We start from the raw sequence: 20999 nt of genomic DNA, 5'->3' as shown, positions 1-20999 counted from the left end.
CCGCCTACTTTAGGGCATCCTCGATGGCCGCGATCACCTCGGGCGCCTCCGGCTCGGTCCGCGGGCGGAACCGCGCGAGCACCTCGCCGTCGGCACCGACCAGGAACTTCTCGAAGTTCCATTGAATGTCGCCCGCCTCGCCTTCCGCGTCGGTCGCCTGGGTCAGCGCCGCGTACAGCGGATGGCGGCCGTCGCCGTTCACCTCGGTCTTGGCGAGCAGCGGGAAGGTGACGCCGTAGGTGACCGAGCAGAAGGTCGCGATCTCCTCCGGCGAACCGGGCTCCTGCCCCATGAACTGGTTGCATGGCACGCCGACGACGGTCAGGCCACGATCGCCGTAGTTCTTCGCGAGCGTCTCCAGTCCCTCGTACTGCGGGGTGAGACCGCACTTGGACGCCACGTTCACGATCAGCAGCGGACCGGGCAGATCCGCGAGCGAGAAGGGCGATCCGTCGAGCGCCTCCACCGAGATGTCCTTGATACCGCCGGGATTCTGAGCCATGCCTCTCAGCCTAATCAGCCCGGTGAGGAAGGTCACCCTTTATTGTGTTGCAGCAATAGTTGCGTCTGCGTAACCATTGTCGGGTGCCTTCCCCCGTGCCTGCCCTGGATACGACCGTCGCCTGCGTCGGCGACTTCGTCGGCCGCATGCTGGCGTGTTCCCGGGCGAGCACGGCGGAGACCCTCGCGACCACCGATCTGACCCTGTCGCAGGTGCGCACCCTGTTCGTGCTGATGCACGCCGACGGGGCCGTACCGATCCACGAGGTCGCCGAGCGGCTCGGGCTGTCGCTCGCGGCCACCGGCCGCGCGGCCGACCGCCTGGTCGCCGCGAATCTCATCGACCGTCGCGAGGATCCCCGCGACCGGCGCGTCAAGCGTCTGTCACTGACCAGCGCCGGCACCGATCTGCTCGCGGAGCACTTCGCACTGCGCGACGCGGATGTGCGCGACATCCTGGCACCGATGCCCGACGACCTGCGCGGTCGGCTGACCGCCGTGCTGTCCGAGGCCGTTCGGTATCTGCCCGCCCCGACGTGCACGCGGGATCCCGCGGCGCGCTGACCATCGACCATCACCGACCCTCCCACCGGTAAGGAACCTCATGTCCCAGGCCACTCCGGCCGCCGCGGCCCCCGACAAACTCGGACGCGACGTCTTCGTCGTCGCCGGTGTCGTGGTCCTCGGCGCCATCATGTCCATCCTGGACGTCACCGTCGTCTCGGTGGCCCAGCCGACCTTCATCAAGGATTTCCACACCACGCCGGCCGGCGCCGCGTGGTCGATGACCGGATACACCCTGGCGCTGGCCGCGGTGATCCCGATCGCCAGCTGGGCGGTCGGCCGGTTCGGCGCCAAACGGGTCTACATGACCTCGCTGGTGCTGTTCGTGCTCGGCTCCATCCTGTGCGCGACCGCGGTCGGGATCGGCCAGCTCGTCGCCTACCGGATGATTCAGGGCCTCGGCGGCGGTCTGCTGATGCCTGTCGGCATGATGATCATGACCAAGGCCGCCGGCCCGGCGCGCGTCGGTTCGGTGATGGCCGTGCTCGGTATCCCGATGCTGCTCGGCCCGATCGCCGGCCCGATCCTCGGCGGCTGGCTGATCGAGGTCGCCAGCTGGCACTGGGTCTTCCTGATCAACATCCCGATCGGCGTCGTCGCCCTGGTCTACGCCTTCTTCGCTCTCAAGGACGACGACGAGAAGTCGAAGTCGAGCATCGACTTCCTCGGCCTGATCCTGCTCTCGCCCGGCCTGGCGCTGTTCCTGTACGGCGTCTCGTCCAGCGCCGAGCACCACACGTTCAACAACCCCGGCGTCTACCTCCCGATGATCATCGGCGGCCTGCTCATCATCGGGTTCATCGCCCACGCACTGCGCAGCAAGAACCCGCTGCTCGACCTGCGGCTGTTCAAGAACCGGACCCTGACGATCTCCATCCTCACGATGGTGACCTTCATGATCGCGTTCTTCGGCGCCTCGCTGCTCTACCCGCAGTACTTCATCACCGTGCGCGGCGAGTCGACCCTGGTCGCCGGCCTGCTGCTGGCCCCGCAGGGCGTCGGCGCCATGCTGACCATGCCGATCGCCGGCCGGATGACCGACAAGATCGGCCCCGGCAAGTTCGTCCTCGGCGGCCTGGTGCTGATCCTGATCGGCGTCACCACCTTCACGCAGATCGGCACCGACACCTCCTACTGGCTGCTCTGCGGCGCGCTGTTCGTCCAGGGTCTGGGCATGGGTATGACGATGATGCCGATCATGTCGTCGGCGCTGGCGTCGCTGCGCGGCCCGCAGGTCCCGGACGGCTCGACGCTGGTGAACGTGATCCAGCAGACGTCGTCGTCGATCGGCACCGCGGTGATCACCGTGATCTACACCGGCCTGCTGTCCGCGACCACCCTGCAGATCGTCAACTCCGGCGGCTCCCCCGAGGTGCTGAAGAAGCTCGGTCCGGAGGGCATCGCCCACGCGCTGACCGATTCGGCGAACGCCTACGGCACCACGTTCATCGTGGCCGCGGTGCTGGTGGCCGTCACCTTCATCCCGGCGTTCTTCCTGCCGCGCAAGAAGATCGCCGCGTCGATCCCGGAAGAGGTCATGCTGGAGGGCACCGACAGCCCGGCCCCGCCGACGCTGATGCACTGATCGGTCGGACGATCTAGCGATTCCTCGACAGGAACGCCTCGACGGCGCCCCGGAACACTTCCGGGGCGTCGTCGTGTATCAGGTGCCCGGCGCCGGGCACCCGCAGACGGGTCGACGCCGGATTCCGCCGCGCCATCTCCGCCATCTGCCCGGGCGGGGTCACCGAGTATTCGGCTTCCAGCAGCAACGACGGCGCCCGGACCGCCTCCCACTGCGCCCAGAAGTCGCGGCCGCCCCACTCCTCGGCGAGCGCCGCCCAGACCGGGATGCTGCCGTGCAGCCGGCCGTCGTCGAAGGCCTCGTAGAAGTAGCGACCGGCGACCGGCCCGAAAAGGGCGACGGCCTCGTCCAGGCTCGCGAACCGCTCCGGCCAGGACTCGAACCACGGCGCCCAGGTGCCGGTGGTCTGCCCGCGGAAGTCCGGCGCCATGTCCTCGACCACCAGCCCGGAGACCAGTTCGGGGTAGGCCGCGGCGGTGCACCACGCGTGCAGGCCGCCCATCGAGTGCCCGATCAGCACCACCGGCCCCCGGTCGATCCAGGTCAGGATCTCGGCGACGTCGGCGACGAAGCGCTCGGTGGACAGATCGGCGGCCGACGGCTCACCCACCAGCGCGGCCCCCTGGTGGAACGCCGCGTCGAAGGTGAAGACCCGCCCGTACCGGCGCAGCCACGGGATCTGCCTGCGCCAGGTGCGTCCGCGCCCCATCAGTCCGTGCAGCAGCACGATCGGCGGACGCCCGGCGGAGTCGTCGCCCCCGTAGTCGAGCAGCCCCACCGTCGCCTCCACGGCTACCGACCTTAGCGGTCGCGGCGTACGGCGAGTGCGAGTCACCATCCGAACCGACGAAGGAGGTTCGACATCCGAAGCGACGAAGGAGCTTCGGATGTGGCCGAAGGCCGGCCTGAAGACAAGGACAGCCTTCAGTCCTTCTTCGTCGCGCTTGCGCGACTAGGCTGAAAGCCATGGCTGTCGTCAAGATCAATGCGATTCACGTTCCCGAGGGACAGGGTCCCGAGCTGGAGAAGCGGTTCGCGGCGCGCGCCGGCGTCGTCGAACAGGCCCCCGGTTTCCTCGGATTTCAGCTGCTGCGTCCCACCAAGGGCGACGACCGCTACTTCGTGGTGACCCAGTGGGAAGACGAGGCGAGCTTCGATGCGTGGGCGGGCGGCGACGCCCGCGCGGCCAACAAGAGCGACCGCAAGCCGGTGGCCACCGGGGCGGACCTGCTGGAGTTCGACGTCGTTCTCGACGTCAAGCCCTCGGCGTAAGACTAGAACGTGTTCTAGTATCGGTGGGAGACCTTCCCCGATACCAGGAGCACGCATGTCCGTCACCACCCCTATCGCGACCGATCAGCTGTACCTCGGCGGACGCTGGACGGCGCCGCACTCCACCACGCGCCTCGACGTCCACTCCCCCGCCACCGGCGAGCTGATCGGTTCAGTACCCGAAGCGGACGCCGACGACGTCGACGCCGCCGTGCGTGCGGCCCGCGCCGCCTTCGACGCCGGTGTCTGGCGGCTGACGCCGCCGTCCGAGCGCGCCGCGGTGCTGCGCCGGGCCGCCGCCCTCATCAACGAGCGTTCCGCCGACATCTGCGCGCTGGTCTCAGCGGAGATGGGCGCCACGCCGGCCGATGTCGCCACCCTGCAACAGCTCGCCGGCACCGGCGTGCTGGCCGGGTACGCCGACGCCGCCGAGGCGTACGAGTGGTCGGAGAAGCGCACCGGCATGTTCGGCGAGACGCTGGTGGTGCGCGAGCCGGTCGGCGTGGTCGGCGCGATCATCGCCTGGAACGTGCCGCTGTTCCTGCTGTGCAACAAGTTCGGTCCGGCACTCGCGGCCGGCTGCTCGATCGTCCTCAAACCCGCCCCGGAGACGCCGCTCAACGCCAACCTGCTGGCCGAACTGTTCACCGAGGCCGGCGTCCCCGAGGGCGTGATCTCGGTGGTTCCGGGCGGCGTGGCGACCGGCCGGGCCCTCGTCGACCATCCCGGCGTCGACAAAATCACCTTCACCGGGTCCACCGCGGCCGGCCGGTCGATCGCCGCGCGCTGCGGCGAGACGCTCAAGCGCTGCTCGCTCGAACTCGGCGGCAAGTCGGCGGCCATCGTGCTCGACGACGTGGACCTCCCGGCGGCCGCGCCGATGCTGGTGTTCTCCGGCATCCTCAACGCGGGCCAGGCGTGCGTTGCGCAGACCCGCGTCCTGGTGCCGCGCTCCCGGCACGACGAGATCGTGGCGGCCATGGTCGACGTCGCCGCCGGCTTCACCCCCGGCCTGCCGGACGATCCGGAGACCAAGATCGGCCCGCTCATCAACGACAAGCAGTTCGAGAAGGTCACCGGCTACATCGCACGAGGCAAGGCCGACGGCGCCACCGCCGTGCTCGAGGTCCCCGGCCCGGCGATCGGCACCGAGAACTGGGTCGGCCCCACCATCTTCACCGGTGTCACCAACGACATGGCGATCGCCCGCGAAGAGATCTTCGGCCCGGTGATCAGCGTGATCGCCTACGACGACGTCGACGAGGCCGTCGCCATCGCCAACGACTCCGACTACGGTCTGGCCGGTTCGGTGTGGAGCGCCGACATCGACCGCGCCGTCGAGATCGCCAAGCGCGTGCGCACCGGCACACTGGGGATCAACTGGTACGCGATCGACCCGGCGTCGCCCTTCGGCGGCTACAAGAGCTCCGGGATCGGCCGGGAGAACGGGCGCGAGGGCCTGGAGTCGTACCTGGAGCACAAGTCGATCCTCATGCCGCTGGGCTACACCTCGTAGTCCCGGCTATCCGGGCGCGCCACCGGCCGAGTCACCCCTTCCCCTCCGTGTCGCGGGTCCATCTTCGTGTCGCGGGTCCTGCACGACCCGCGACACGCAAGTAGACCCGCGACACGCGCTGCGGGCGGGCGGCCGCGTGGGCGACGCGGTCGCAGATCAGCCGGCGGGGACCGGCTCCGACGACGGCGCGGGGGTCACCTCGCTCGGCGCGGGAGCGCCGGACGACGGCGCACCCGGGCTCGGCGCGGGCACCGAGATGGCACCGCTCGGCGGGGTGGTGCCGCCCTGCTTGTCCACCATGTCTTCCAGCGTCTGATCGGTGATCAGCTGCGCGTCGTTGATCAGCCAGCGCCCGCCCCGCCGCTCCATCGTGTAGACCACGCGCGCCGGGTTGGTCTGCACTTCCTCGTTCGCGGCACGACTGGCCGACTGGTTGATGAACAGCAGCACGGTGGCCGTGTTCCGGGTGTTCTCGACGACGCCGGAGCCCTGGTCGGTGACCTGCGCGACCACCTGCTGCTGCTTCACCTGCTCGGCGATCCGGTTGCCGACGACGTGGCTCTCGTAGTCCTTCTTCGCCGGGCCGATCAACACGCCCATCATGAAGTTGATGTGGTCGGAGATGTTCTGCGGCGTCCAGGCGTACATCTTCTGGACGTACTCCCGCGCGGCGGTGAGGGCGCTGTTGCGGGCGTTCTCCTCAGCCCGGGCCCGCCCGTACTGCACGCCGAAGAACACGGTGCACACCACGGCCGCGACCGTCAGCAGGCCGATGACGACGGTGACGATTCTGCGCGCGCTCACCAGACGAACTCCAGGTCGGTCACTTTCAGGTCGCCGTTGATCCGGGTCATGCCGACCTGATAGCGGAAGGTCTGGAACAGCGGCTGCGTCTTGCCGTCCTTGGTCTTGCTGGTCCAGCCGACGACCATCAGCACCGTGCCCTCCTTGTCGGTGGCCTCGCTGACCGCCTCGCTGAGCACGTTCGTCTGGGTCACCGCGTCCGCTTTGCGGATCATGTCGGTGACCTGCTTCATGTTGTCCCGGAACACCTGCTGCGCGCGGCCGCTGGTCTTGTTCATCGCGAGCTTGTACATCGCGTCGGCGTTGTCGGAGTTGAGGGTGGTCATGTCGACCACCACCTGCCGCGCGAACGTCGCGTACTGGGCGCGCAGTTCACGCTGGTGGGCGATGGTCTGGTAGCGCATCCCGAACACGATCGACAGCACCGTGCCGGTGACGATGATGATCACCGCGAGGATCAGGGCCACCGCCCGCCGGGCCGCGCCGCCGGAGACCCGGCTCGTCCGCGATGCACCCGCCGCCTCCCGCGCGGAACGACGACGCTGCGCCGCGACCCGCCGGTCGCGGTATCCGACGCGGTCGGCCGCGGCGATCCCGCTCGCTCCGGTCTCGATCTCCGCCGTGTCCGGCGTCTCGGTCGTGTCCGGCGTCTCGGCAGTGTCCGGCGTCTCGGCCGTGTCCGTCGTCTCGGCGGTCTCGGCGGTGTCCGTCGTCTCGGCCGCGGAGGTCAGAACCTCCGCGGTCTCCTCCCCGTCGGCCGCGGTCTCGGCATCGTCGGCGCCGGACGTCGCGGCACCCGGGATCGGGGCGGCCTTGCCCACCTCGTACCCGGGGATCGCCGAGGCGGCCGGTTTCTTCGTTTTGCGCCCGAGCGGGCTGGTCTTGCGAACGACCGGGCCGGCCGGCTTCGGGATCTCGTCGTCGGAACTCAGGACTCCACCGTCTTCGTGATCAGGTCGTACCATTGCGTCTTCGCGCCCGGCTGCTCACCGAGCCCGGCGTTATAGATCTTGCCATCCGGTCCGATGAACTGCCCCGTCACCGGATCGTAGGTGGTCGCGTAGGTGGCCGGCGTCGGGTCGTAGCTCTGCGGCGTGCCGGGCACCAGATAGCCGGCCGGCTGCTTCGGGAGGTTGGTGAACGGCAGCCCGTTGGGGAAGGCGACGTTGTCGCGGGCCGACGGCTTGTAGCCGGTGCGGCATTCGGCGGGGGTCGGGGCGCGACGGCCCGGGAACTCCGCGCACGGGAAGTTGCGGGCGCCGCGCACCGCGGCCTGTGCGTTCTGCGGCAGCCGGCAGAGGGTGCCGGCGGGCACCTGCTGCGGGGTCTGCGCACTCGGGAAGCGCCAGTCGGCCGGCGGAATGAAGCCGACCGTGCAGGTCGGCGGATCCTGGAAGCCGAGCGTGAAGTTCACGTTCGGGCCGCGGTCGCTGTTGCCGGTGTTGATCGCGGTGATCAGCGCCGAGAGGACGCGCGGATACAGCACGATCGTCTGCCGCAGATTCGGCAGGTAGATCGCCATGGTGCGCGCATCGACCGACAGATTCGAGATGGCCGTCGGGAACGACTGGCTGATGTCGCCGAACAGTTTCTGCGCGGCGGTGGCCGTACCGGGGCCCTTCTGCAGAATCCCGGTGATGTCGGTCTTGTGGGCGCGCAGGGTGTCGGTCACCGTCGTCATGTCGCGGGTCCACGACCGGATGTCGTCGGCGGTCCGGTTCTGGGTCGCCAGGATCGGCCCGGCCTGATCGATCAGGTCGTTGACGGCGTCGACGTTCTTGTTCGCCGCCCCGACGAACAGGATCATCGAGTCGAGCAGCCGTTGCAGCGCCGGGCCGGTGCCGTTGAAGGCGAGGAAGGCCTCGTCGAGCACTTGACGCAGCTGGGTGTTCCCGACCGCGACCAGCAGGGCATCGGCCTGGTCGAGCATGGACGAGATCTGCACGGGCAGCTGCTCGTCGGTCATCGTCACCTTGGCGCCGTCGCCGAGGGTGCCGTCGGCCGGCCGCGTCGGCGGCAGGAACTCGACGAACTGCTCGCCGACCGCGGACACGCTGCGCACGGTGGCGCTCGAGTTCGCCGGGATCTTGGTGCCCGAGTCGATGCTCAGCTCGGCCTGCACCCGGTTCTCGGTGAGCCACATCTTGGTGACCTTCCCGACGTCGACGCCGCGGAAGCTCACATTCGCGTTCTGATACAGGCCGCCGGACGACGGCATGTCGAGCGTCACCCGGTACGCGCCGATCCCGACCATCTGCGGGATACGGATGTAGAACACCGCCATCGAGACGACGGCGACCACGGTCACCAGTGCGAAGATGATGAGCTGGCCGCGGACGAAGGACGTGATCTTCATCGGTGACCGCCCTTCTGCTTCGGCTTAGGGCTGGGGTCGGGCTGCGCCGGGCGCTGGGCCCACGGCCCGGTGAACGGTTCCGTCAGCGGATCGGCCGACTTGCGCGCGTTGGCGCCGGCCGCGCCCAGCAGCCCCTCCGGACCGGTCAGCCCGATCGATGCGCCCATCGACTCGCTGAGCCGGCCCACCGTCAGGTCGAGGACCAGGTCGGAGTTGACGTAGTCGCCCTTGACGACGGTGTCGATCTTGTCCTCGATGAACGGGAACGTGAGCAGCATCCGCAGCGAGTTGGTCAGCGCCGGCCCGGTGGTCGCGAGCTGCGACAGCAGGGCGCGCATGTTCGGCAAGATCACCTTGATGTCGTCGCCGTTCTTGGCGAGGATCTCGTTGGCCGTCTTCGACAGGTCGCCGACCGCACCGAGCGCGGTGATCAGGTTCTGCCGCTGGTCCACCAGCAGTTGCAGGATCCGCGGCCCCGACGCCAGCGCCCGCTGCACGGTGGCTTCCTGCCCGTTGATCTCCGCGGTCAGCCGATCCAGGCCCTCGGTCGCCGCGATGATGTTCGTGGTCTGCGAGTCTAGGTCACTGACCAGGGTGTTCAGCCTGGGAATCAGATTCTGCAGGGTCTCGCCGCGCCCGCCGAAGGCATCCGACAGCTCGTGCACGATCTCGCCCATCTGCGACAGACCACCGCCGTTGAGCACCACCGACAGTGAACTGAGCACCTGCTCGGTGGTCGGATACCGGCACGGGTCGACGGTCTGCGCCTCGGTGATGTCCGGGATCTTCCTGCCCGACGCCGGGGCGACGTTCGACGGCGGCGGACAGTTCGGCAGCGAGAGGCTGCCGCCGGCCGGCACGTACTTCCCGTTCGGCTGGTCCGGCGGCACGATCGCCAGGTGCGAGGACCCGAGCACGCTGGTCATACCGATCATCGCGTGCGAGCCGTCGGGCACCTTGACTCCCGGGTCCAGCCGCAGCGTGATCTTGGCGTTCCAGTGGTCCACCTCGATGTTGCCGATACTGCCGACGGTGCTGTCGGTCATCATCACCGGGGCGTTGCGGACCAGGCCGGCGGCCGACGGAATCATCGCGGTGATCTGGTACGACCCCTTGCCGGTCCCCTGGGCGCCGATCGACGACACCCCCGAGCCCAGGTCGGTGCCGCACGCGGTGAGCGGCACCAGCAGTGCGGCGGCCGCGGCGACGGCGACGATTCGGCGGGCGGTGCGCATCAGTTACCCCCGAACGGCAGGAGCATCTTGAGCATGGGATCGGCCGGTTGCGGCTTGGTGCTGGCGACATCGCGGTCGGCCACCCCGGCCTGTGCCCGGGCCTTCACGCTCGGATTCTGGTACTGGATCTGGTCCTGCGTCGCCGCGCGGCCGATCAGCGGATTGGCGACGAACGGCGGGAAGTTGACGGCGACATCCTTGAGGATCGGTGCCAGCAGGTCGACGCACTTCTCCACGCCGGCCTCGTCGTCCATCGGGCGGGCGGTCGATGCCATCGAGCCGCACAGCAGCGTGATGAGGTTGTTGCCCATGCCGAGACCGAATACGCCGTCCAGCGACCCGGTCAGCGGGTTGTACATGTTCATGAAGTTGGCCAGCTGGTTGGGCGCCGAGTGCAGCAGCCCGCGCAGTCCCTCGTCGTTCCGCTTGAGGGTGTCGGTGAACGGCACCATCTTCTGCATGGTCGCGGCCACCGCCGCGGTGTTGTGGTCGAGGAATCCGCGGAGTTCGCCGAGCGCCTCGTCGAGGTTGTCCATCGCGTCGCCGAGCGACTCGTTCGAATCGGCCAGCACGCTGCTCACCGAGGCCATCCGGCCGTTGAACTGGACCAGTTCCTGGTGATTCTGCGACAGCAGGTCGGTCAGCTTCTGCAGGCTCTTCACCGTCGCGAACAGGTCGTCGCGGTTCTCGGCGAGGGTGCCCATCACGGTGGACATCTCCTTGAGCGACGTCGCCATGGCCGCGCCGTTCCCGTCGAGGTTCGCCGCCAGGGTGTCGATCGTCTTGACCGCGGTGCCGTGGTCGACGGTCCCGTTCTCGCCCGACTTCGGGCCGAGGACCTCGCTCAGCTCGTTGAGCTGCTTCTTGACGTCGTCCCACTCCATCGGCACGGCCGTCCGGTCCATCGGGATGTCGTTGGCGTCGCCGCCGAGCTTGGGCCCGGTCGTGTACGACGGCGTCAGCTGGACGAACCGGCCGGAGACCAGTGACTGCGCGACGATCACCGCGCGCACGTCGGTGGGGATCGGCACGTCCTTGTCGATGCGCATCACGACCTTGACGTCGCCCTTGCGCGGCGTGATCGACGAGACCTTGCCGACCGGCACCCCGATCACCCGGACCGGGTCTCCGCTGTACAGCCCGGTGACCGACGGGAAGTAGGCGGTGATGGTCCGCGTGGTGACCCGCTGGTAGCCGAACCACGACAGCATCACGACCAGCACGGCGATCAGCAGCACGGCGATGATCGCGATCACCCGCTTGGGGAAGGAGAGCCCGGCGATCCGGTCGGTGGCGCCCATGTCAGCGTCCTCCCGTCGGGGTCGTCGTCTTCTTCGTGGTGGTCGGCGGCACCGTCGGCGGCTTGCTGCTCGGCACCGGCCGCTTGGGGCCGGGGGCACCGAGCTTGGGCCCCTCGGACCAGTTGTTCGGCAGCAGCGGGAAGCCGGAGTACTTGGCGAAGTACTGGGCGGCCTCCGGGTACTTGCCCGCGAGGATGCGCAGGAAGGTGCCCATGTAGTCGCCCCAGGTCGGCAGGCCGACGAGCGAGGAGAAGTACGGGCCGGAACTGACCGCCTCACCCATGATGTTGGCGTACGGCCCGAGATTGTCGATGGCGGCGGAGAAGTTGTCGGCGTTGTCGTTCAGGATGTCGAGCACCCGGTTGAACTTCTCCAGGACCGGCGTCAGCTGCGCCTCGTTGTCCTTCACGAATCCGGTGAGCTGCGCGGACAGGTTCTCGGTGCCGGAGATGATCTGCCGGATCGCATCGCGCCGCATGTTCAGCTCGCCGAGCAGGGCGTTGGCGTCGATCAGCAGCTGCTGGATCTGGTCGCTGCGCTTGCCGATGATGTCGGTGACGCCGCGGGCGCGGCCGAGCAGTTCGTTGAGGGCGTTGTCCCGGTCGGCGATGGTCTTGGACAGGCGTCCGACGCCCTCGACCGCACCCTTCATCTCGGCCGGGGTGTCGGCGAAGGCCTCGTTCATGGTGTTCAGGGCGCGGTTGAGCTGATCGGTGTCGGTCTCGGTCAGGGTCGACACCGAATCGTCCAGCGCGTCGGTCAGCGAGTACGGGGCGACGGTGGCCTCGACCGGGATGGTCTGGCCGGGTCGCAGGCGGCCGTCGCCGAGCGAGTCGATGGTGAGGTTGCGGCGGCCGAGCACCGTCTCGGTCTTGATGGCCGCCCGCGTCCGGTCGCCGAGCACGATGGTGTCGTCGAGCCGGAAGGTGACCTTGGCCAGCATGTGACCGCCGGTGCGGTCCAGCGAGATGTCCTTGACGGTGCCGACGTTCACCCCGGCGACGGTGACGGTGTCACCGGTCACCAGTCCGCCGGAGTCCTCGAAGAGCGCGCTGTAGGTGCTGATCTGGCTCAGGAACGGCAGCTTGTCCAGTTGCAGGGCGCTCAGCACCACGGCCGCGGTCAGCGCTACGCCGATGATGCCCATCGACACGCGGGACCGGCGTCCCTCGCGGCGCGGCGGCGCCGGAGCCGGAAGGTCGTCGGCGGTCGTCTCGTTCTCCGCCGTGGCGTCGTCGTTCATCGGGTCGAGCACCTCCCCCCGTCTTTGGTCTTGTCGCCCATCGCGTCGATCGCGGTGAAGAAGTACTGGGTGTCGCCCGGACCGGGCAGCAGCAGCCGGATGCGGCAGAAGTAGATCTGCAGCCAGGCGCCGTAGCTGCCGAGATTGGAGAGGGTCTTGAAGTCGCCGGGCAGTTTGGCCAGCAGATTCCTCAGGAACGGCTCGGCGGCCAGGGCGTTGTCGGAGATCTGGCCGAGCGAGGTCAGCGAGCCCTTGATGTCCGGCCGGGTCACGGCCAGCAGGTCACCCATGTCGGTCGACGCGTCCGCGGCCTGGCTGAGGAAGTTCCCGATCACGTCGCGGTCGCCGGAGAGCCCGGTGATCAGCTGCTGGAGCCGGTCGACGCTCTGGTCCAGCCCCCGGTGATCGGCTTCGAGGATGCCGAGCGTGGTGTTCAGGTTGTCGATCACCGAGCCGATCAGCTTGTCCCGGTCGGCGAGGGTGTTGGTGAACGAATCGGTGGCCGCCAGCAGTTGCTGCAGCGCCGGGCCCTGGCCCTGGAACACCGCGATCAGCGCCGCCGACAGCTGGTTCACCTGCTCGCCGTTGAGCGTGCGGAACAGCGGCTTGAAACCGCCGAGCAGATTGTCCAGGTCGAGCGCGGGCTCGGTCTGATCGATCGGGATCTGCGCCCCGGACTTGAGGTACTCACCCGGCGCGGCGGTCCCGGGCTGCAGTTCCAGGTACCGGTCGCCGGTGAGGTTCTGGTACCGGATCAGCGCACGCACGGTGGTCGGCAGCTTGTAGTCGGAGTTGACCGAGAAGCTGACCTTCGCGTCGTTCCCGCGGGTCACCTGGATCTTGTTCACCACGCCGACGTCGACGCCGGCGATCTGCACGTCGCTGCCGGGCTTGATCTGCGAGGCGCTGGTGAACAGCGCCGTGTAGCTGTCGGTGCTGCCGGGCTGGTAGCGGCTGAACACCATCACCAGGCCGGCCATGACCAGCACCATCACCACCACGAAGGTGGTGAGCTTGATGACCGTCGCCCGGAAGGCGCGGGCCCGCTTGTCGATGTGCTTCTCGCCGCTCGTCACGAGTTCTCCGTCAGCCAACTGCCGGCCCTCCGAACAGCAGGTTGAACAGCTTGAACGGCTGCACCTTCGGCGTGGTCCGCGGCTGGTAGGGCTGCGGGGCGTTGTCGCTCACGTAGAACGGCACGTGCTCTTTCGTGGTGATGTCGCTCAGGCCGCCCTGGCAGGTGGGCGGGCCGTCGCCGTGCACCTCGGGGAGGTCCTGCGGCCAGCGGTACGGGTCCTGCCCGGGGATCAGGCCGGCGTCGAGCAGCAGCATGCCGTTCTTCCCGCCGAGCAGCGGTGTGGCGACGTCGACCGCGTTCGACGATCCGATGATGAAGCACCGCAGGCCGGGGGCCTGCCTGCCCAGCAGCGTCATCAGCGGGTTGAGGTCGGTGAGGGTGGCCATCAGGTCCTTCTTGGACGTGGTGAGCACCCCGTTCGCGGTGTTCGCCATGCCGGTCACGTTGATCAGCAGGGCGTCGAGGTTGGCCGTGTTGTCCACCAGGATGTTGCCGAGGACCGTCGCGTTGTCGACGGTGCGCAGCAGGTCCGGCGCCGCGTCGGCGTACACGCCGGTGAAGCCTGCGGTCTGCTCGATGAGGTCGTTCAGCTCGGGCAGGTGCTTGTTGGTCTTGCCGAGGACGTCGGTGAGCTCCTGCAGGGCGACGCCGAGCTGCTCGCCCTTACCGGACAGGGCACCGTCGATCGCCCCCATGGTGACGTTGATCTTGTCGGGCTCGATCTGTGCCAGCACGTTCACCAGCTGCTGGTACAGCGTGTTCAGTTCGACGACGACGTGGTCGGCGGCGATCACGTCGCCGCCGCGGAGCCGGCCCTTACCACCCGAGTCCGGGATCACCAGGTTGACGTCCTTGGCACCGAAGATGGTGTTCGACTTGATGTCGGCCGTCACGTTCGCCGGGACCAGGTGCAGCTGCGAGCTGTCCATGTCGAGGGTGAGCCGGGCCCGGTTGCCGTCGTTGTTCACGGTGGCCACCCGGCCGACCTCGACGCCGCGCAGTTTCACCTTGGCGGCCGGATTCATCACCAGTCCGGCGCGCGGGGCGTACAGCGTGACCGTCTGCGTGCTGGTGAACCAGCCGAGGAACTGTCCGGCGGCCAGGGCGATGATCGCGGCCAGCCCGCCGACCAGGATGACGGCGGCGAGCTTGCGGACGCGGTCCGAGCGACGTGTGTGCATCCGCTCAGCCCGCCAGGTTGAAGTTGCCGTCGGTGCCGTAGATCGCGAGCGAGGTCAGCAGGGTGATCACGACCACCACGACCAGCGAGGCACGCACCGCGTTGCCGACCGCCACCCCCACGCCCACCGGACCTCCGGAGGCGTTGAAACCGTAGTAGGTGTGGATCAGCATCACCGCGATGGCCATGCAGATGGCCTGGACGAACGACCACAGGATGTCGGACGGGATCAGAAAGGTGGAGAAGTAGTGGTCGTAGACGCCGGACGACTGCCCGTACAGGACCACCGTCGCGAACCGGCTGGCCAGGAACGACGCGAGCGCGGCGAGCGAATACAGCGGGATGATCGCGATCATCCCGGCGACGATGCGCGTGCTGACCAGGAAGGGTACCGAGGCGATAGCCATCACCTCGAGCGCGTCGATCTCCTCACTCACCCGCATCGAACCCAGCTGCGCCGTCGCGCCGGCGCCGATGGTCGCGGCCAGGGCGATGCCTGCGATCACCGGAACCGCGATGCGCACGTTGATGAAGGCGGAGAAGAAGCCGGTCAGGGCCTCGACGCCGATGTTCGCGAGGGAACTGTAACCCTGGACGGCGATGGTGCCGCCGGTGAAGAGCGTCAGGAAGCCGACCACGACCACGGTGCCGCCGATCATCGCCAGCGCGCCGGTGCCCATGGAGATCTCCGCGATCAGCCGCAGCGTCTCCTTCTTATACAGCCGCAGCGCACGCGGGATCGAGATGATCGAGTCCCAGTAGAAGAGGGCCTGGTCGCCGATCTTGTTCCAGTCCTCGCCGGCCCGCTTCAGCGCGACGCGGGCGGTCAGGAATCTGGTTGCCTCGGGAATCACCATGTCAGTTCATCGTCGCTCTCAGGCCGACCGCGGTGACCACCACGTTCACCACGAACAGCGCCATGAAGGAGTACACGACGGTCTCGTTCACCGCGTCGCCGACACCCTTGGCGCCGCCCTTGACGTGCAGCCCGCGATAACAGGCGACGAGTCCGGCGAACAGTCCAAAGAGGGCCGCCTTCACCATCGAGATGATCAGTTCCGGCAGGCCGGTGAGCAGGGTCAGGTTGGCGATGAACGCGCCCGGATTCACGTCTTGCAGATAGACGGAGAAGACGAAGCCGCCCGCGATGCCGATCGTGCAGACCAGGCTGTTGAGCAGCAGCGCCACCCCGGTCGATGCGATCACGCGGGGCACCACCAGCCGGTGGATCGGATTGATGCCGAGCACCCGCATGGCGTCGATCTCTTCGCGGATGGTGCGGGCGCCCAGGTCAGCGCAGATCGCCGTCGCGCCGGCACCGGCGACGATCAGCACCGTGACGATGGGACCGATCTGGGTGATGGTGCCCAGCGCCGCACCGGCACCGGAGAGGTCTTGCGCGCCGATCTCCCGCAGCAGGATGTTGAGGGTGAAGCTCACCAGCACGGTGAAGGGGATCGCCACGAGGAGGGTGGGTACCAGCGAGACGCGGGCGATCGCCCACGACTGTTCGACGGTTTCCCGCGCCTGGAACGGCCGGCGGAACAGTTCACGGGATGTCTCGACCGCGAGTGCTACGAAGTCCCCCACCCCGGCCATCGGGGCAGCAAGCCGGTTCGGCAAGTCCCCTCCTTGTGCCTGCGTGGACGTGAACCTATCACGCGCCTGTTCGCGGCTCGTGATCCGCGAGGTCCTGAGAATCAAATGAGATTTTGCGCGGAAAATGTCGCACTGTCAGCGTGTTCGAAGAACGACGACAGCCGGTCACTCAGCGCCGCGGGGTCCCATTCGTCGCCGTCGGCGGTGAAGGTCTCCCGGATCGTGGGCGCCGCCATGAGCATCACGGTCGGGCCGTAGACGACGAAGACCTGCCCGCTCACCTGCCCCGCGGCCGGCCCGGCGAGGTAGCGGACCAGGGTCACCACGTGGTCGGGAGACAGCGGATCCACCCGACCGGCCGGCGCCTCGCCGAAGACCTGCGCGGTCATCGCGGTCCGGGCGCGCGGGCAGATCGCATTCGCGGTGATCCCGTAGTTCGCGAGCGCCCGGGACGCCGACAGGGTCAGCGCGGTGATCCCGGCCTTCGCCGCACCGTAGTTGGCCTGACCGGCCGGACCCAGCAGTCCCGCCTCCGAGGCGGTGTTGATCAGGCGCCCGTAGACCGGGCCGCCGGCCTGCTTGGACTGCGCCCGCCAATACGCGGCGGCGTTCCGGTTGAGCAGGAAGTGGCCGCGCAGGTGGACGCGCACCACCGCATCCCACTGGTCGTCGGTCATGTTGAACAGCATCGCGTCGCGAGTGATGCCCGCATTGCTGACGACGATGTGCAGGCCGCCGAGTTCCTCGGTCGCCACCCGCATGATCTCCGCGGCGGTGGCCGCGTCAGCGATGTCGCCGGTCACCGGGACCGCGCGGCCGCCGGCGGCGGCGATCTCGTCGACCACGTCGCTCGCCTCGAGGGCGGCGGCCAGGTCGTTGACGATCACGGTGGCGCCATCGGCGGCCAGGCCCAGGGCCTCGGCCCGGCCGAGGCCGGCACCGGCTCCGGTGACGACGGCGATACGACCGCTCAGCGGCTCACTCATGCAGACTCCCCTTCGAGGTAAGTAGAACCTGTTCTAACACATGACCCCGTCGTTCGGGCGAATCGGGCGTCACCGACGACCGTCGCTCACCCCAGACTCAGCGCCGAGCGCGGACAGCTCGCCACCACCTGACGCAACTCCTCCTCGCGCTCCGGCGGCACCTCGTCCTCCAGAATCACCAGGTAGTCATTGTCGTCGAGCTCGAAGACGTCCGGGGCCATGCCGACGCAGACGGCATTGGACTCGCACAGGTCGAAATCGCACGTGACGCGCATCAGTTCCTCATCTCCTCGATCGGCCGGATGTTGACGGACCGATGATTACACGTTAGAACGTGTTTCAGAACTAGCCAAGCAGGAGAGCGTAGATGCGCATCGCGTACACCCCCGAGCAGGACGAACTCCGCCGCGAATTGCGCGCCTATTTCGCCGCGCTGATGACGCCGGAACGTCGTGCGGCACTGACCGGCGGCGACGGCGAACTCGGCGCGGGCGATGCCTACCGCGACGTCGTGAAGCAGATGGGCGCCGACGGCTGGCTCGCCCTGGGCTGGCCCACCGAGTACGGCGGTGCCGACCGCTCGATGATGGATCAGCTGATCTTCACCGACGAGGCCGCGATCGCCGGTGCACCGGTCCCGTTCCTGACCATCAACTCGGTGGCGCCGACGCTCATGGCCTACGGTACCGACGAGCAGAGGTCGTTCTTCCTGCCCCGTATCGCGGCCGGTGACCTGCACTTCTCCATCGGCTACTCCGAACCGGGCGCCGGTACCGATCTGGCCGCGCTGCGCACCAGCGCGGTGCGCGACGGCGACGACTACGTGATCAACGGCCAGAAGATGTGGACCAGTCTCATCCCCTACGCCGACTACGTGTGGCTGGCCTGCCGGACCGATCCGGACGCGGCCAAGCACAAGGGCATCTCGATGCTGATCGTGCCGACCACCGCGGAGGGCTTCTCGTACACGCCGGTGCACACCATGTCCGGCGTCGACACCTCGGCGACCTACTACTCAGACGTGCGGGTGCCGACGACGGCGCTGGTGGGCACCGAGGGCGGCGGCTGGCCGCTGGTGACCAACCAGCTCAACCACGAGCGGGTCGCGCTGTGCAGCGCCGCACCCATCATGACCGCGCTGCGCGAGACCGTCGAGTTCGCCGAGGCCACCTCGCGGCTGGAGATCGGCTGGGTGCGCGCCAATCTGGCGCGGGTGCGGGCGAAGGTCGAGTTCCTGAAGCTGATCAACTGGAAGATCGCCTCGATCGCGGCGCAGGGCGGCTCGCCGTCGCCCGCGGATGCGTCGGCCACCAAGGTCTTCGGCACCGAGTTCGCCACCGAGGCGTACCGGCTGCTGATGGAGGTGGTGGGCCCGGCCGCGACACTGCGGGCCGGCAGCCCCGGCGCGCACCTGGCGGGCCGACTCGAACGGTTCGCGCGCACCTCGCTGATCCTGACCTTCGGCGGCGGCACCAACGAGATCCAGCGCGACATCATCGGGATGCTCGCGCTGCAACTGCCGCCCGCCCGGCGCTGACCATCCCCGCAGGCAGGAGAGATCCCATGGACTTCACCCCCACCGAGGCCGCCGCCGAACTCGGCGCCCTGGCCGGCGAGATCGCCGCGGCGATCAGCACCCCCGAGCGCGTCGCGGAATTGGAGAGCGCCGCCGCCCCGATCGACGCGCGGCTGTGGCGCGAGCTGGGCGGCGCCGGCCTGCTGGGCGACGTGTCGTTCGGGCCGCAAGAGACCACCGCGGTCGCGACGGCCCTGGGCCGCCGTCTCGCGCGGGTCCCGTTCGGGCCGCACGCAGTGGCCGCGCTGCCGCTGGTGCGCGCGTACGGGTCGGCGTCACTGACCGACGAGCTGGTGGCACCCGCGTACACCGGATCGACGGTGCTGAGCGCCGCCGTCGAGGAGGATCTGGCCCGGCCCGCACCGGAACCGCGGACCCGCCTGACCGACGGCCGGCTCACCGGCGCGAAGGTCAACGTCCCCTACGCCGGGGCGGCGGATGCGCTGCTGGTCAGCGCCACCGGCGACGACGGTCCGGTGGTGGCGGTCGTGCGCACCGGCGCCCCCGGGGTCACGGTGACCACCGCCCCCGCCACCGGCCTGGTCCCCGTCTACACGGTCGAGTTCGACGGCGTCGTCGTGTCCGGCGCCGAGGTGCTGACCGGCGGAGTGGCGACGGTCACGCGGCTGTCCGACCTGCTCCGGCTGGCCGTGTGCGCCGAGCAGGCCGGCGTGCTGGCCGCGGCCCTCGACGCGACGGCGGCCTATGCCCGCGAACGCGAACAGTTCGGGCGGCCGATCGGGTCGTTCCAGGCCGTCGCCCAGCGTCTGGCCGACGCGTACATCGACGTGCAGGGACTCGCCCTGACCACGGCGCAGGCCGCGTGGCTGCTCTCCCCCGAGGCGGACGCCGGCGCCGCCGAGATCACCGCCGCGACCCTGACCGCCAAGTTCTGGGCCGACGACGCCGGACACCGGGTGGCCCACACCGCGGTGCACGTGCACGGCGGCGTCGGGCTGGACACCTCGTATCCGGCCCACCGCTACTTCCTGCGCGCCAAGCAGAACGAGTTCACCCTGGGCACCGCCCCCGCGGTCCTCGACGAACTGGGCGGTCTGATCGGCACCGGCGCACTCGAGTAGCCGTGCGACGCCGTCTCGCGCCACGTCCTGCGCCATCGGCGATCACGACGAACGCGGCAGCCGCACACATCCGAGTCGATCGCGACCGACTCGGACGTGCACGACTGCCGCGGAACTGTTGCCGCTTGCCGCGGATCCGCGCGCTACGACGGCCCATACGGCAGCAGCGCCATCTCCCGCGCGTTGCGCACCGCGGTCGCCAGCTGCCGCTGCTGCTGCGGCGACAGGCCGGTGACCTGCCGGGATCGGATGCGGCCCTTATCGCTGAGGAATCGCCGCAGCGAGGCGGTGTCCTTGTAGTCGAAGACCAGCGCGGGATCGGCCTTCTTCGGGGGCCGCTTGCGCGCGGCCGACTTGCTCCCCGCCGGTTTGCGCCGCGCCATCACCAGCTCGCTTTCGAGATGCCGGGCAGTTCGCCGCGGTGCGCCATCTCCCGGAACCGGATTCGCGAGACGCCCGCCTTTCGCAGGTAGCCGCGCGGGCGGCCGTCGACGGCATCGCGATTGCGCAGCCGCACCGGGCTGGCATCCCGCGGCTGCCGCGCCAGCTCTCGCTGTGCCGCATCGCGCTCGGCGACCGAGCGCGCCGGGTCGACGATGATCTTCTTCAGTTCGCGGCGTCGTTCCGCGTAGCGCGCGACGGTCTCGCGCCGTCGCGCGTCGGCGACGATCTTCGATTTCTTGGCCATGCCTTCTTCCTCAGCGTTCTTCGCGGAACTCGACGTGCTTGCGCACGATCGGGTCGTATTTCCGCAGCGTCATGCGGTCCGGATCGTTGCGCCGGTTCTTGCGCGTCACGTACGTGTATCCGGTTCCGGCGGTCGATTTCAGTTTCACGATCGGCCGCACATCGGTGCCCTTGCCGGCCATCAGACCTTCTCTCCCGCGGCGCGCAGTCGTGCGATCACCGCGTCGATTCCGTCGCGGTCGATGATCTTGATCCCGTCGGTCGAGACCCGCAGGGTCACCCGGCGGCCCTCACTGGGCACCCAGTAGTGGCGGCGCTGCAGGTTCGGCCGCCACTGCCGGTTGGTGCGGCGGTGCGAATGGGAGACCTGCTTGCCGAAGCCGGGAACCTTGCCGGTCACTTGGCAGCGAGCGGACATCATTCCTCCTTATTGA

24 protein-coding genes are annotated in these 20999 nt (G+C 68.8%); 6 read left to right on the top strand and 18 right to left on the bottom strand.

Annotation, left to right across the window (positions count from 1 at the left end; all coding sequences use genetic code 11):
* Window positions 1-4: 4 nt before the first annotated feature.
* Complete coding sequence (locus MYK68_RS03085) at window positions 5-502, bottom strand: glutathione peroxidase (protein WP_247866264.1); 498 nt, start codon at window positions 500-502, stop codon at window positions 5-7.
* A gap of 83 nt (window positions 503-585) precedes the next feature.
* Between MYK68_RS03085 and MYK68_RS03080 the strand changes: the two genes are divergently transcribed.
* Entirely contained in the window at window positions 586-1065 is a 480-nt protein-coding gene (locus MYK68_RS03080) for a MarR family winged helix-turn-helix transcriptional regulator (RefSeq protein WP_247866263.1), read from the top strand.
* Window positions 1066-1105: 40 nt separating this feature from the next.
* Window positions 1106-2650 (top strand): DHA2 family efflux MFS transporter permease subunit, encoded by a 1545-nt coding sequence (locus tag MYK68_RS03075; RefSeq protein ID WP_247866262.1) that lies wholly within the window; start codon window positions 1106-1108, stop codon window positions 2648-2650.
* 13 nt (window positions 2651-2663) lie between these two features.
* Here the strand turns inward: MYK68_RS03075 and MYK68_RS03070 are convergent, their stop codons facing one another.
* Window positions 2664-3488, bottom strand: coding sequence for an alpha/beta fold hydrolase (locus MYK68_RS03070; RefSeq protein WP_502798297.1), 825 nt, complete (start codon window positions 3486-3488; stop codon window positions 2664-2666).
* 128 nt (window positions 3489-3616) lie between these two features.
* Between MYK68_RS03070 and MYK68_RS03065 the strand changes: the two genes are divergently transcribed.
* Both MYK68_RS03065 and MYK68_RS03060 read left to right on the top strand, forming a co-directional pair.
* Window positions 3617-3922 carry an antibiotic biosynthesis monooxygenase family protein gene (locus MYK68_RS03065; protein ID WP_247866260.1) on the top strand — a complete coding sequence of 102 codons (306 nt, stop codon included), beginning with the start codon at window positions 3617-3619 and terminating at the stop codon, window positions 3920-3922.
* Window positions 3923-3977: 55 nt separating this feature from the next.
* Entirely contained in the window at window positions 3978-5438 is a 1461-nt protein-coding gene (locus tag MYK68_RS03060; protein WP_247866259.1) for an aldehyde dehydrogenase, read from the top strand.
* Window positions 5439-5594: 156 nt separating this feature from the next.
* Here the strand turns inward: MYK68_RS03060 and MYK68_RS03055 are convergent, their stop codons facing one another.
* The 12 genes from MYK68_RS03055 to MYK68_RS03000 form a co-directional block, all read right to left on the bottom strand.
* On the bottom strand, window positions 5595-6242 hold the full coding sequence (locus MYK68_RS03055) for a hypothetical protein (RefSeq protein WP_247866258.1): 648 nt from the start codon (window positions 6240-6242) through the stop codon (window positions 5595-5597).
* Entirely contained in the window at window positions 6239-7207 is a 969-nt protein-coding gene (locus MYK68_RS03050; RefSeq protein ID WP_247866257.1) for an Rv1363c family protein, read from the bottom strand. The genes MYK68_RS03055 and MYK68_RS03050 overlap by 4 nt, the downstream gene beginning before the upstream one ends.
* Complete coding sequence (locus MYK68_RS03045; RefSeq protein WP_247866256.1) at window positions 7171-8598, bottom strand: MCE family protein; 1428 nt, start codon at window positions 8596-8598, stop codon at window positions 7171-7173. The genes MYK68_RS03050 and MYK68_RS03045 overlap by 37 nt, the downstream gene beginning before the upstream one ends.
* Window positions 8595-9833: an MlaD family protein gene (locus MYK68_RS03040; protein ID WP_247866255.1), complete on the bottom strand. Its 1239-nt coding sequence runs from the start codon at window positions 9831-9833 to the stop codon at window positions 8595-8597. The genes MYK68_RS03045 and MYK68_RS03040 overlap by 4 nt, the downstream gene beginning before the upstream one ends.
* Window positions 9833-11134, bottom strand: a complete 1302-nt coding sequence (locus MYK68_RS03035) for an MCE family protein (protein WP_247866254.1) — start codon at window positions 11132-11134, stop codon at window positions 9833-9835. The genes MYK68_RS03040 and MYK68_RS03035 overlap by 1 nt, the downstream gene beginning before the upstream one ends.
* A gap of 1 nt (window position 11135) precedes the next feature.
* Window positions 11136-12377 (bottom strand): MCE family protein, encoded by a 1242-nt coding sequence (locus MYK68_RS03030; protein WP_502798296.1) that lies wholly within the window; start codon window positions 12375-12377, stop codon window positions 11136-11138.
* The gene (locus tag MYK68_RS03025; protein ID WP_247867908.1) at window positions 12374-13432 is read right to left on the bottom strand and encodes an MCE family protein; all 1059 of its coding nucleotides are present in this window, start codon (window positions 13430-13432) and stop codon (window positions 12374-12376) included. The genes MYK68_RS03030 and MYK68_RS03025 overlap by 4 nt, the downstream gene beginning before the upstream one ends.
* A 31-nt stretch (window positions 13433-13463) precedes the next feature.
* Window positions 13464-14636 (bottom strand): MCE family protein, encoded by a 1173-nt coding sequence (locus MYK68_RS03020; protein ID WP_247866253.1) that lies wholly within the window; start codon window positions 14634-14636, stop codon window positions 13464-13466.
* A 4-nt stretch (window positions 14637-14640) separates the two neighbouring features.
* Entirely contained in the window at window positions 14641-15492 is an 852-nt protein-coding gene (locus tag MYK68_RS03015; protein ID WP_247866252.1) for an MlaE family ABC transporter permease, read from the bottom strand.
* A 1-nt stretch (window position 15493) separates the two neighbouring features.
* Window positions 15494-16258 carry an MlaE family ABC transporter permease gene (locus MYK68_RS03010; RefSeq protein ID WP_247866251.1) on the bottom strand — a complete coding sequence of 255 codons (765 nt, stop codon included), beginning with the start codon at window positions 16256-16258 and terminating at the stop codon, window positions 15494-15496.
* 77 nt (window positions 16259-16335) lie between these two features.
* Window positions 16336-17220 carry a 3-oxoacyl-ACP reductase gene (locus MYK68_RS03005; RefSeq protein ID WP_247866250.1) on the bottom strand — a complete coding sequence of 295 codons (885 nt, stop codon included), beginning with the start codon at window positions 17218-17220 and terminating at the stop codon, window positions 16336-16338.
* Window positions 17221-17306: 86 nt separating this feature from the next.
* Window positions 17307-17495: a ferredoxin gene (locus tag MYK68_RS03000; protein WP_247866249.1), complete on the bottom strand. Its 189-nt coding sequence runs from the start codon at window positions 17493-17495 to the stop codon at window positions 17307-17309.
* A 92-nt stretch (window positions 17496-17587) separates the two neighbouring features.
* Here MYK68_RS03000 and MYK68_RS02995 point away from each other — a divergent pair, with 92 nt between their 5' ends.
* Entirely contained in the window at window positions 17588-18757 is a 1170-nt protein-coding gene (locus MYK68_RS02995) for an acyl-CoA dehydrogenase family protein (protein ID WP_247866248.1), read from the top strand.
* Window positions 18758-18783: 26 nt separating this feature from the next.
* Window positions 18784-19878: an acyl-CoA dehydrogenase family protein gene (locus MYK68_RS02990; RefSeq protein ID WP_247866247.1), complete on the top strand. Its 1095-nt coding sequence runs from the start codon at window positions 18784-18786 to the stop codon at window positions 19876-19878.
* Window positions 19879-20021: 143 nt separating this feature from the next.
* Here MYK68_RS02990 and rpsR read toward each other — a convergent pair whose 3' ends face one another.
* Genes rpsR through rpmB form a run of 4 tightly spaced genes read right to left on the bottom strand, consistent with a single transcriptional unit; the run spans window position 20022 to window position 20983 of the window.
* A complete protein-coding gene (gene rpsR / locus MYK68_RS02985; RefSeq protein WP_247866246.1) occupies window positions 20022-20261 on the bottom strand; it encodes a 30S ribosomal protein S18 in 240 nt (79 codons plus the stop codon).
* Window positions 20261-20566: a 30S ribosomal protein S14 gene (gene rpsN, locus MYK68_RS02980; protein ID WP_247866245.1), complete on the bottom strand. Its 306-nt coding sequence runs from the start codon at window positions 20564-20566 to the stop codon at window positions 20261-20263. The genes rpsR and rpsN overlap by 1 nt, the downstream gene beginning before the upstream one ends.
* A 10-nt stretch (window positions 20567-20576) precedes the next feature.
* Complete coding sequence (gene rpmG, locus MYK68_RS02975; protein ID WP_247866244.1) at window positions 20577-20747, bottom strand: 50S ribosomal protein L33; 171 nt, start codon at window positions 20745-20747, stop codon at window positions 20577-20579.
* Window positions 20747-20983, bottom strand: coding sequence for a 50S ribosomal protein L28 (rpmB, locus tag MYK68_RS02970; RefSeq protein WP_247866243.1), 237 nt, complete (start codon window positions 20981-20983; stop codon window positions 20747-20749). Before rpmB ends, rpmG begins: the two co-directional genes overlap by 1 nt.
* Window positions 20984-20999: the final 16 nt, after the last annotated feature.

The sequence above is a fragment of the Gordonia sp. PP30 genome, assembly GCF_023100845.1.
In the GTDB taxonomy this organism is placed as follows: domain Bacteria; phylum Actinomycetota; class Actinomycetes; order Mycobacteriales; family Mycobacteriaceae; genus Gordonia.
Note: the sequence above shows the minus strand (reverse complement) of the source record. Positions and strands in the feature narration are given on the sequence as shown.

Coding starts and splice junctions, on each gene's coding strand:
- MYK68_RS03030 (WP_502798296.1), bottom strand. CDS start 12,377: ATGAACGACGACGCCACGGCGGAGAACGAGACGACCGCCGACGACCTT.
- MYK68_RS02990 (WP_247866247.1), top strand. CDS start 18,784: ATGGACTTCACCCCCACCGAGGCCGCCGCCGAACTCGGCGCCCTGGCC.
- MYK68_RS02995 (WP_247866248.1), top strand. CDS start 17,588: ATGCGCATCGCGTACACCCCCGAGCAGGACGAACTCCGCCGCGAATTG.
- rpmB (WP_247866243.1), bottom strand. CDS start 20,983: ATGTCCGCTCGCTGCCAAGTGACCGGCAAGGTTCCCGGCTTCGGCAAG.
- MYK68_RS03035 (WP_247866254.1), bottom strand. CDS start 11,134: ATGGGCGCCACCGACCGGATCGCCGGGCTCTCCTTCCCCAAGCGGGTG.
- MYK68_RS03020 (WP_247866253.1), bottom strand. CDS start 14,636: ATGCACACACGTCGCTCGGACCGCGTCCGCAAGCTCGCCGCCGTCATC.
- MYK68_RS03045 (WP_247866256.1), bottom strand. CDS start 8,598: ATGAAGATCACGTCCTTCGTCCGCGGCCAGCTCATCATCTTCGCACTG.
- MYK68_RS03005 (WP_247866250.1), bottom strand. CDS start 17,220: ATGAGTGAGCCGCTGAGCGGTCGTATCGCCGTCGTCACCGGAGCCGGT.
- MYK68_RS03040 (WP_247866255.1), bottom strand. CDS start 9,833: ATGCGCACCGCCCGCCGAATCGTCGCCGTCGCCGCGGCCGCCGCACTG.
- rpmG (WP_247866244.1), bottom strand. CDS start 20,747: ATGGCCGGCAAGGGCACCGATGTGCGGCCGATCGTGAAACTGAAATCG.
- MYK68_RS03060 (WP_247866259.1), top strand. CDS start 3,978: ATGTCCGTCACCACCCCTATCGCGACCGATCAGCTGTACCTCGGCGGA.
- MYK68_RS03070 (WP_502798297.1), bottom strand. CDS start 3,488: ATGGTGACTCGCACTCGCCGTACGCCGCGACCGCTAAGGTCGGTAGCC.
- rpsN (WP_247866245.1), bottom strand. CDS start 20,566: ATGGCCAAGAAATCGAAGATCGTCGCCGACGCGCGACGGCGCGAGACC.
- MYK68_RS03050 (WP_247866257.1), bottom strand. CDS start 7,207: ATGGTACGACCTGATCACGAAGACGGTGGAGTCCTGAGTTCCGACGAC.
- MYK68_RS03085 (WP_247866264.1), bottom strand. CDS start 502: ATGGCTCAGAATCCCGGCGGTATCAAGGACATCTCGGTGGAGGCGCTC.
- MYK68_RS03000 (WP_247866249.1), bottom strand. CDS start 17,495: ATGCGCGTCACGTGCGATTTCGACCTGTGCGAGTCCAATGCCGTCTGC.
- MYK68_RS03015 (WP_247866252.1), bottom strand. CDS start 15,492: ATGGTGATTCCCGAGGCAACCAGATTCCTGACCGCCCGCGTCGCGCTG.
- MYK68_RS03075 (WP_247866262.1), top strand. CDS start 1,106: ATGTCCCAGGCCACTCCGGCCGCCGCGGCCCCCGACAAACTCGGACGC.
- rpsR (WP_247866246.1), bottom strand. CDS start 20,261: ATGGCGCGGCGCAAACCGGCGGGGAGCAAGTCGGCCGCGCGCAAGCGG.
- MYK68_RS03065 (WP_247866260.1), top strand. CDS start 3,617: ATGGCTGTCGTCAAGATCAATGCGATTCACGTTCCCGAGGGACAGGGT.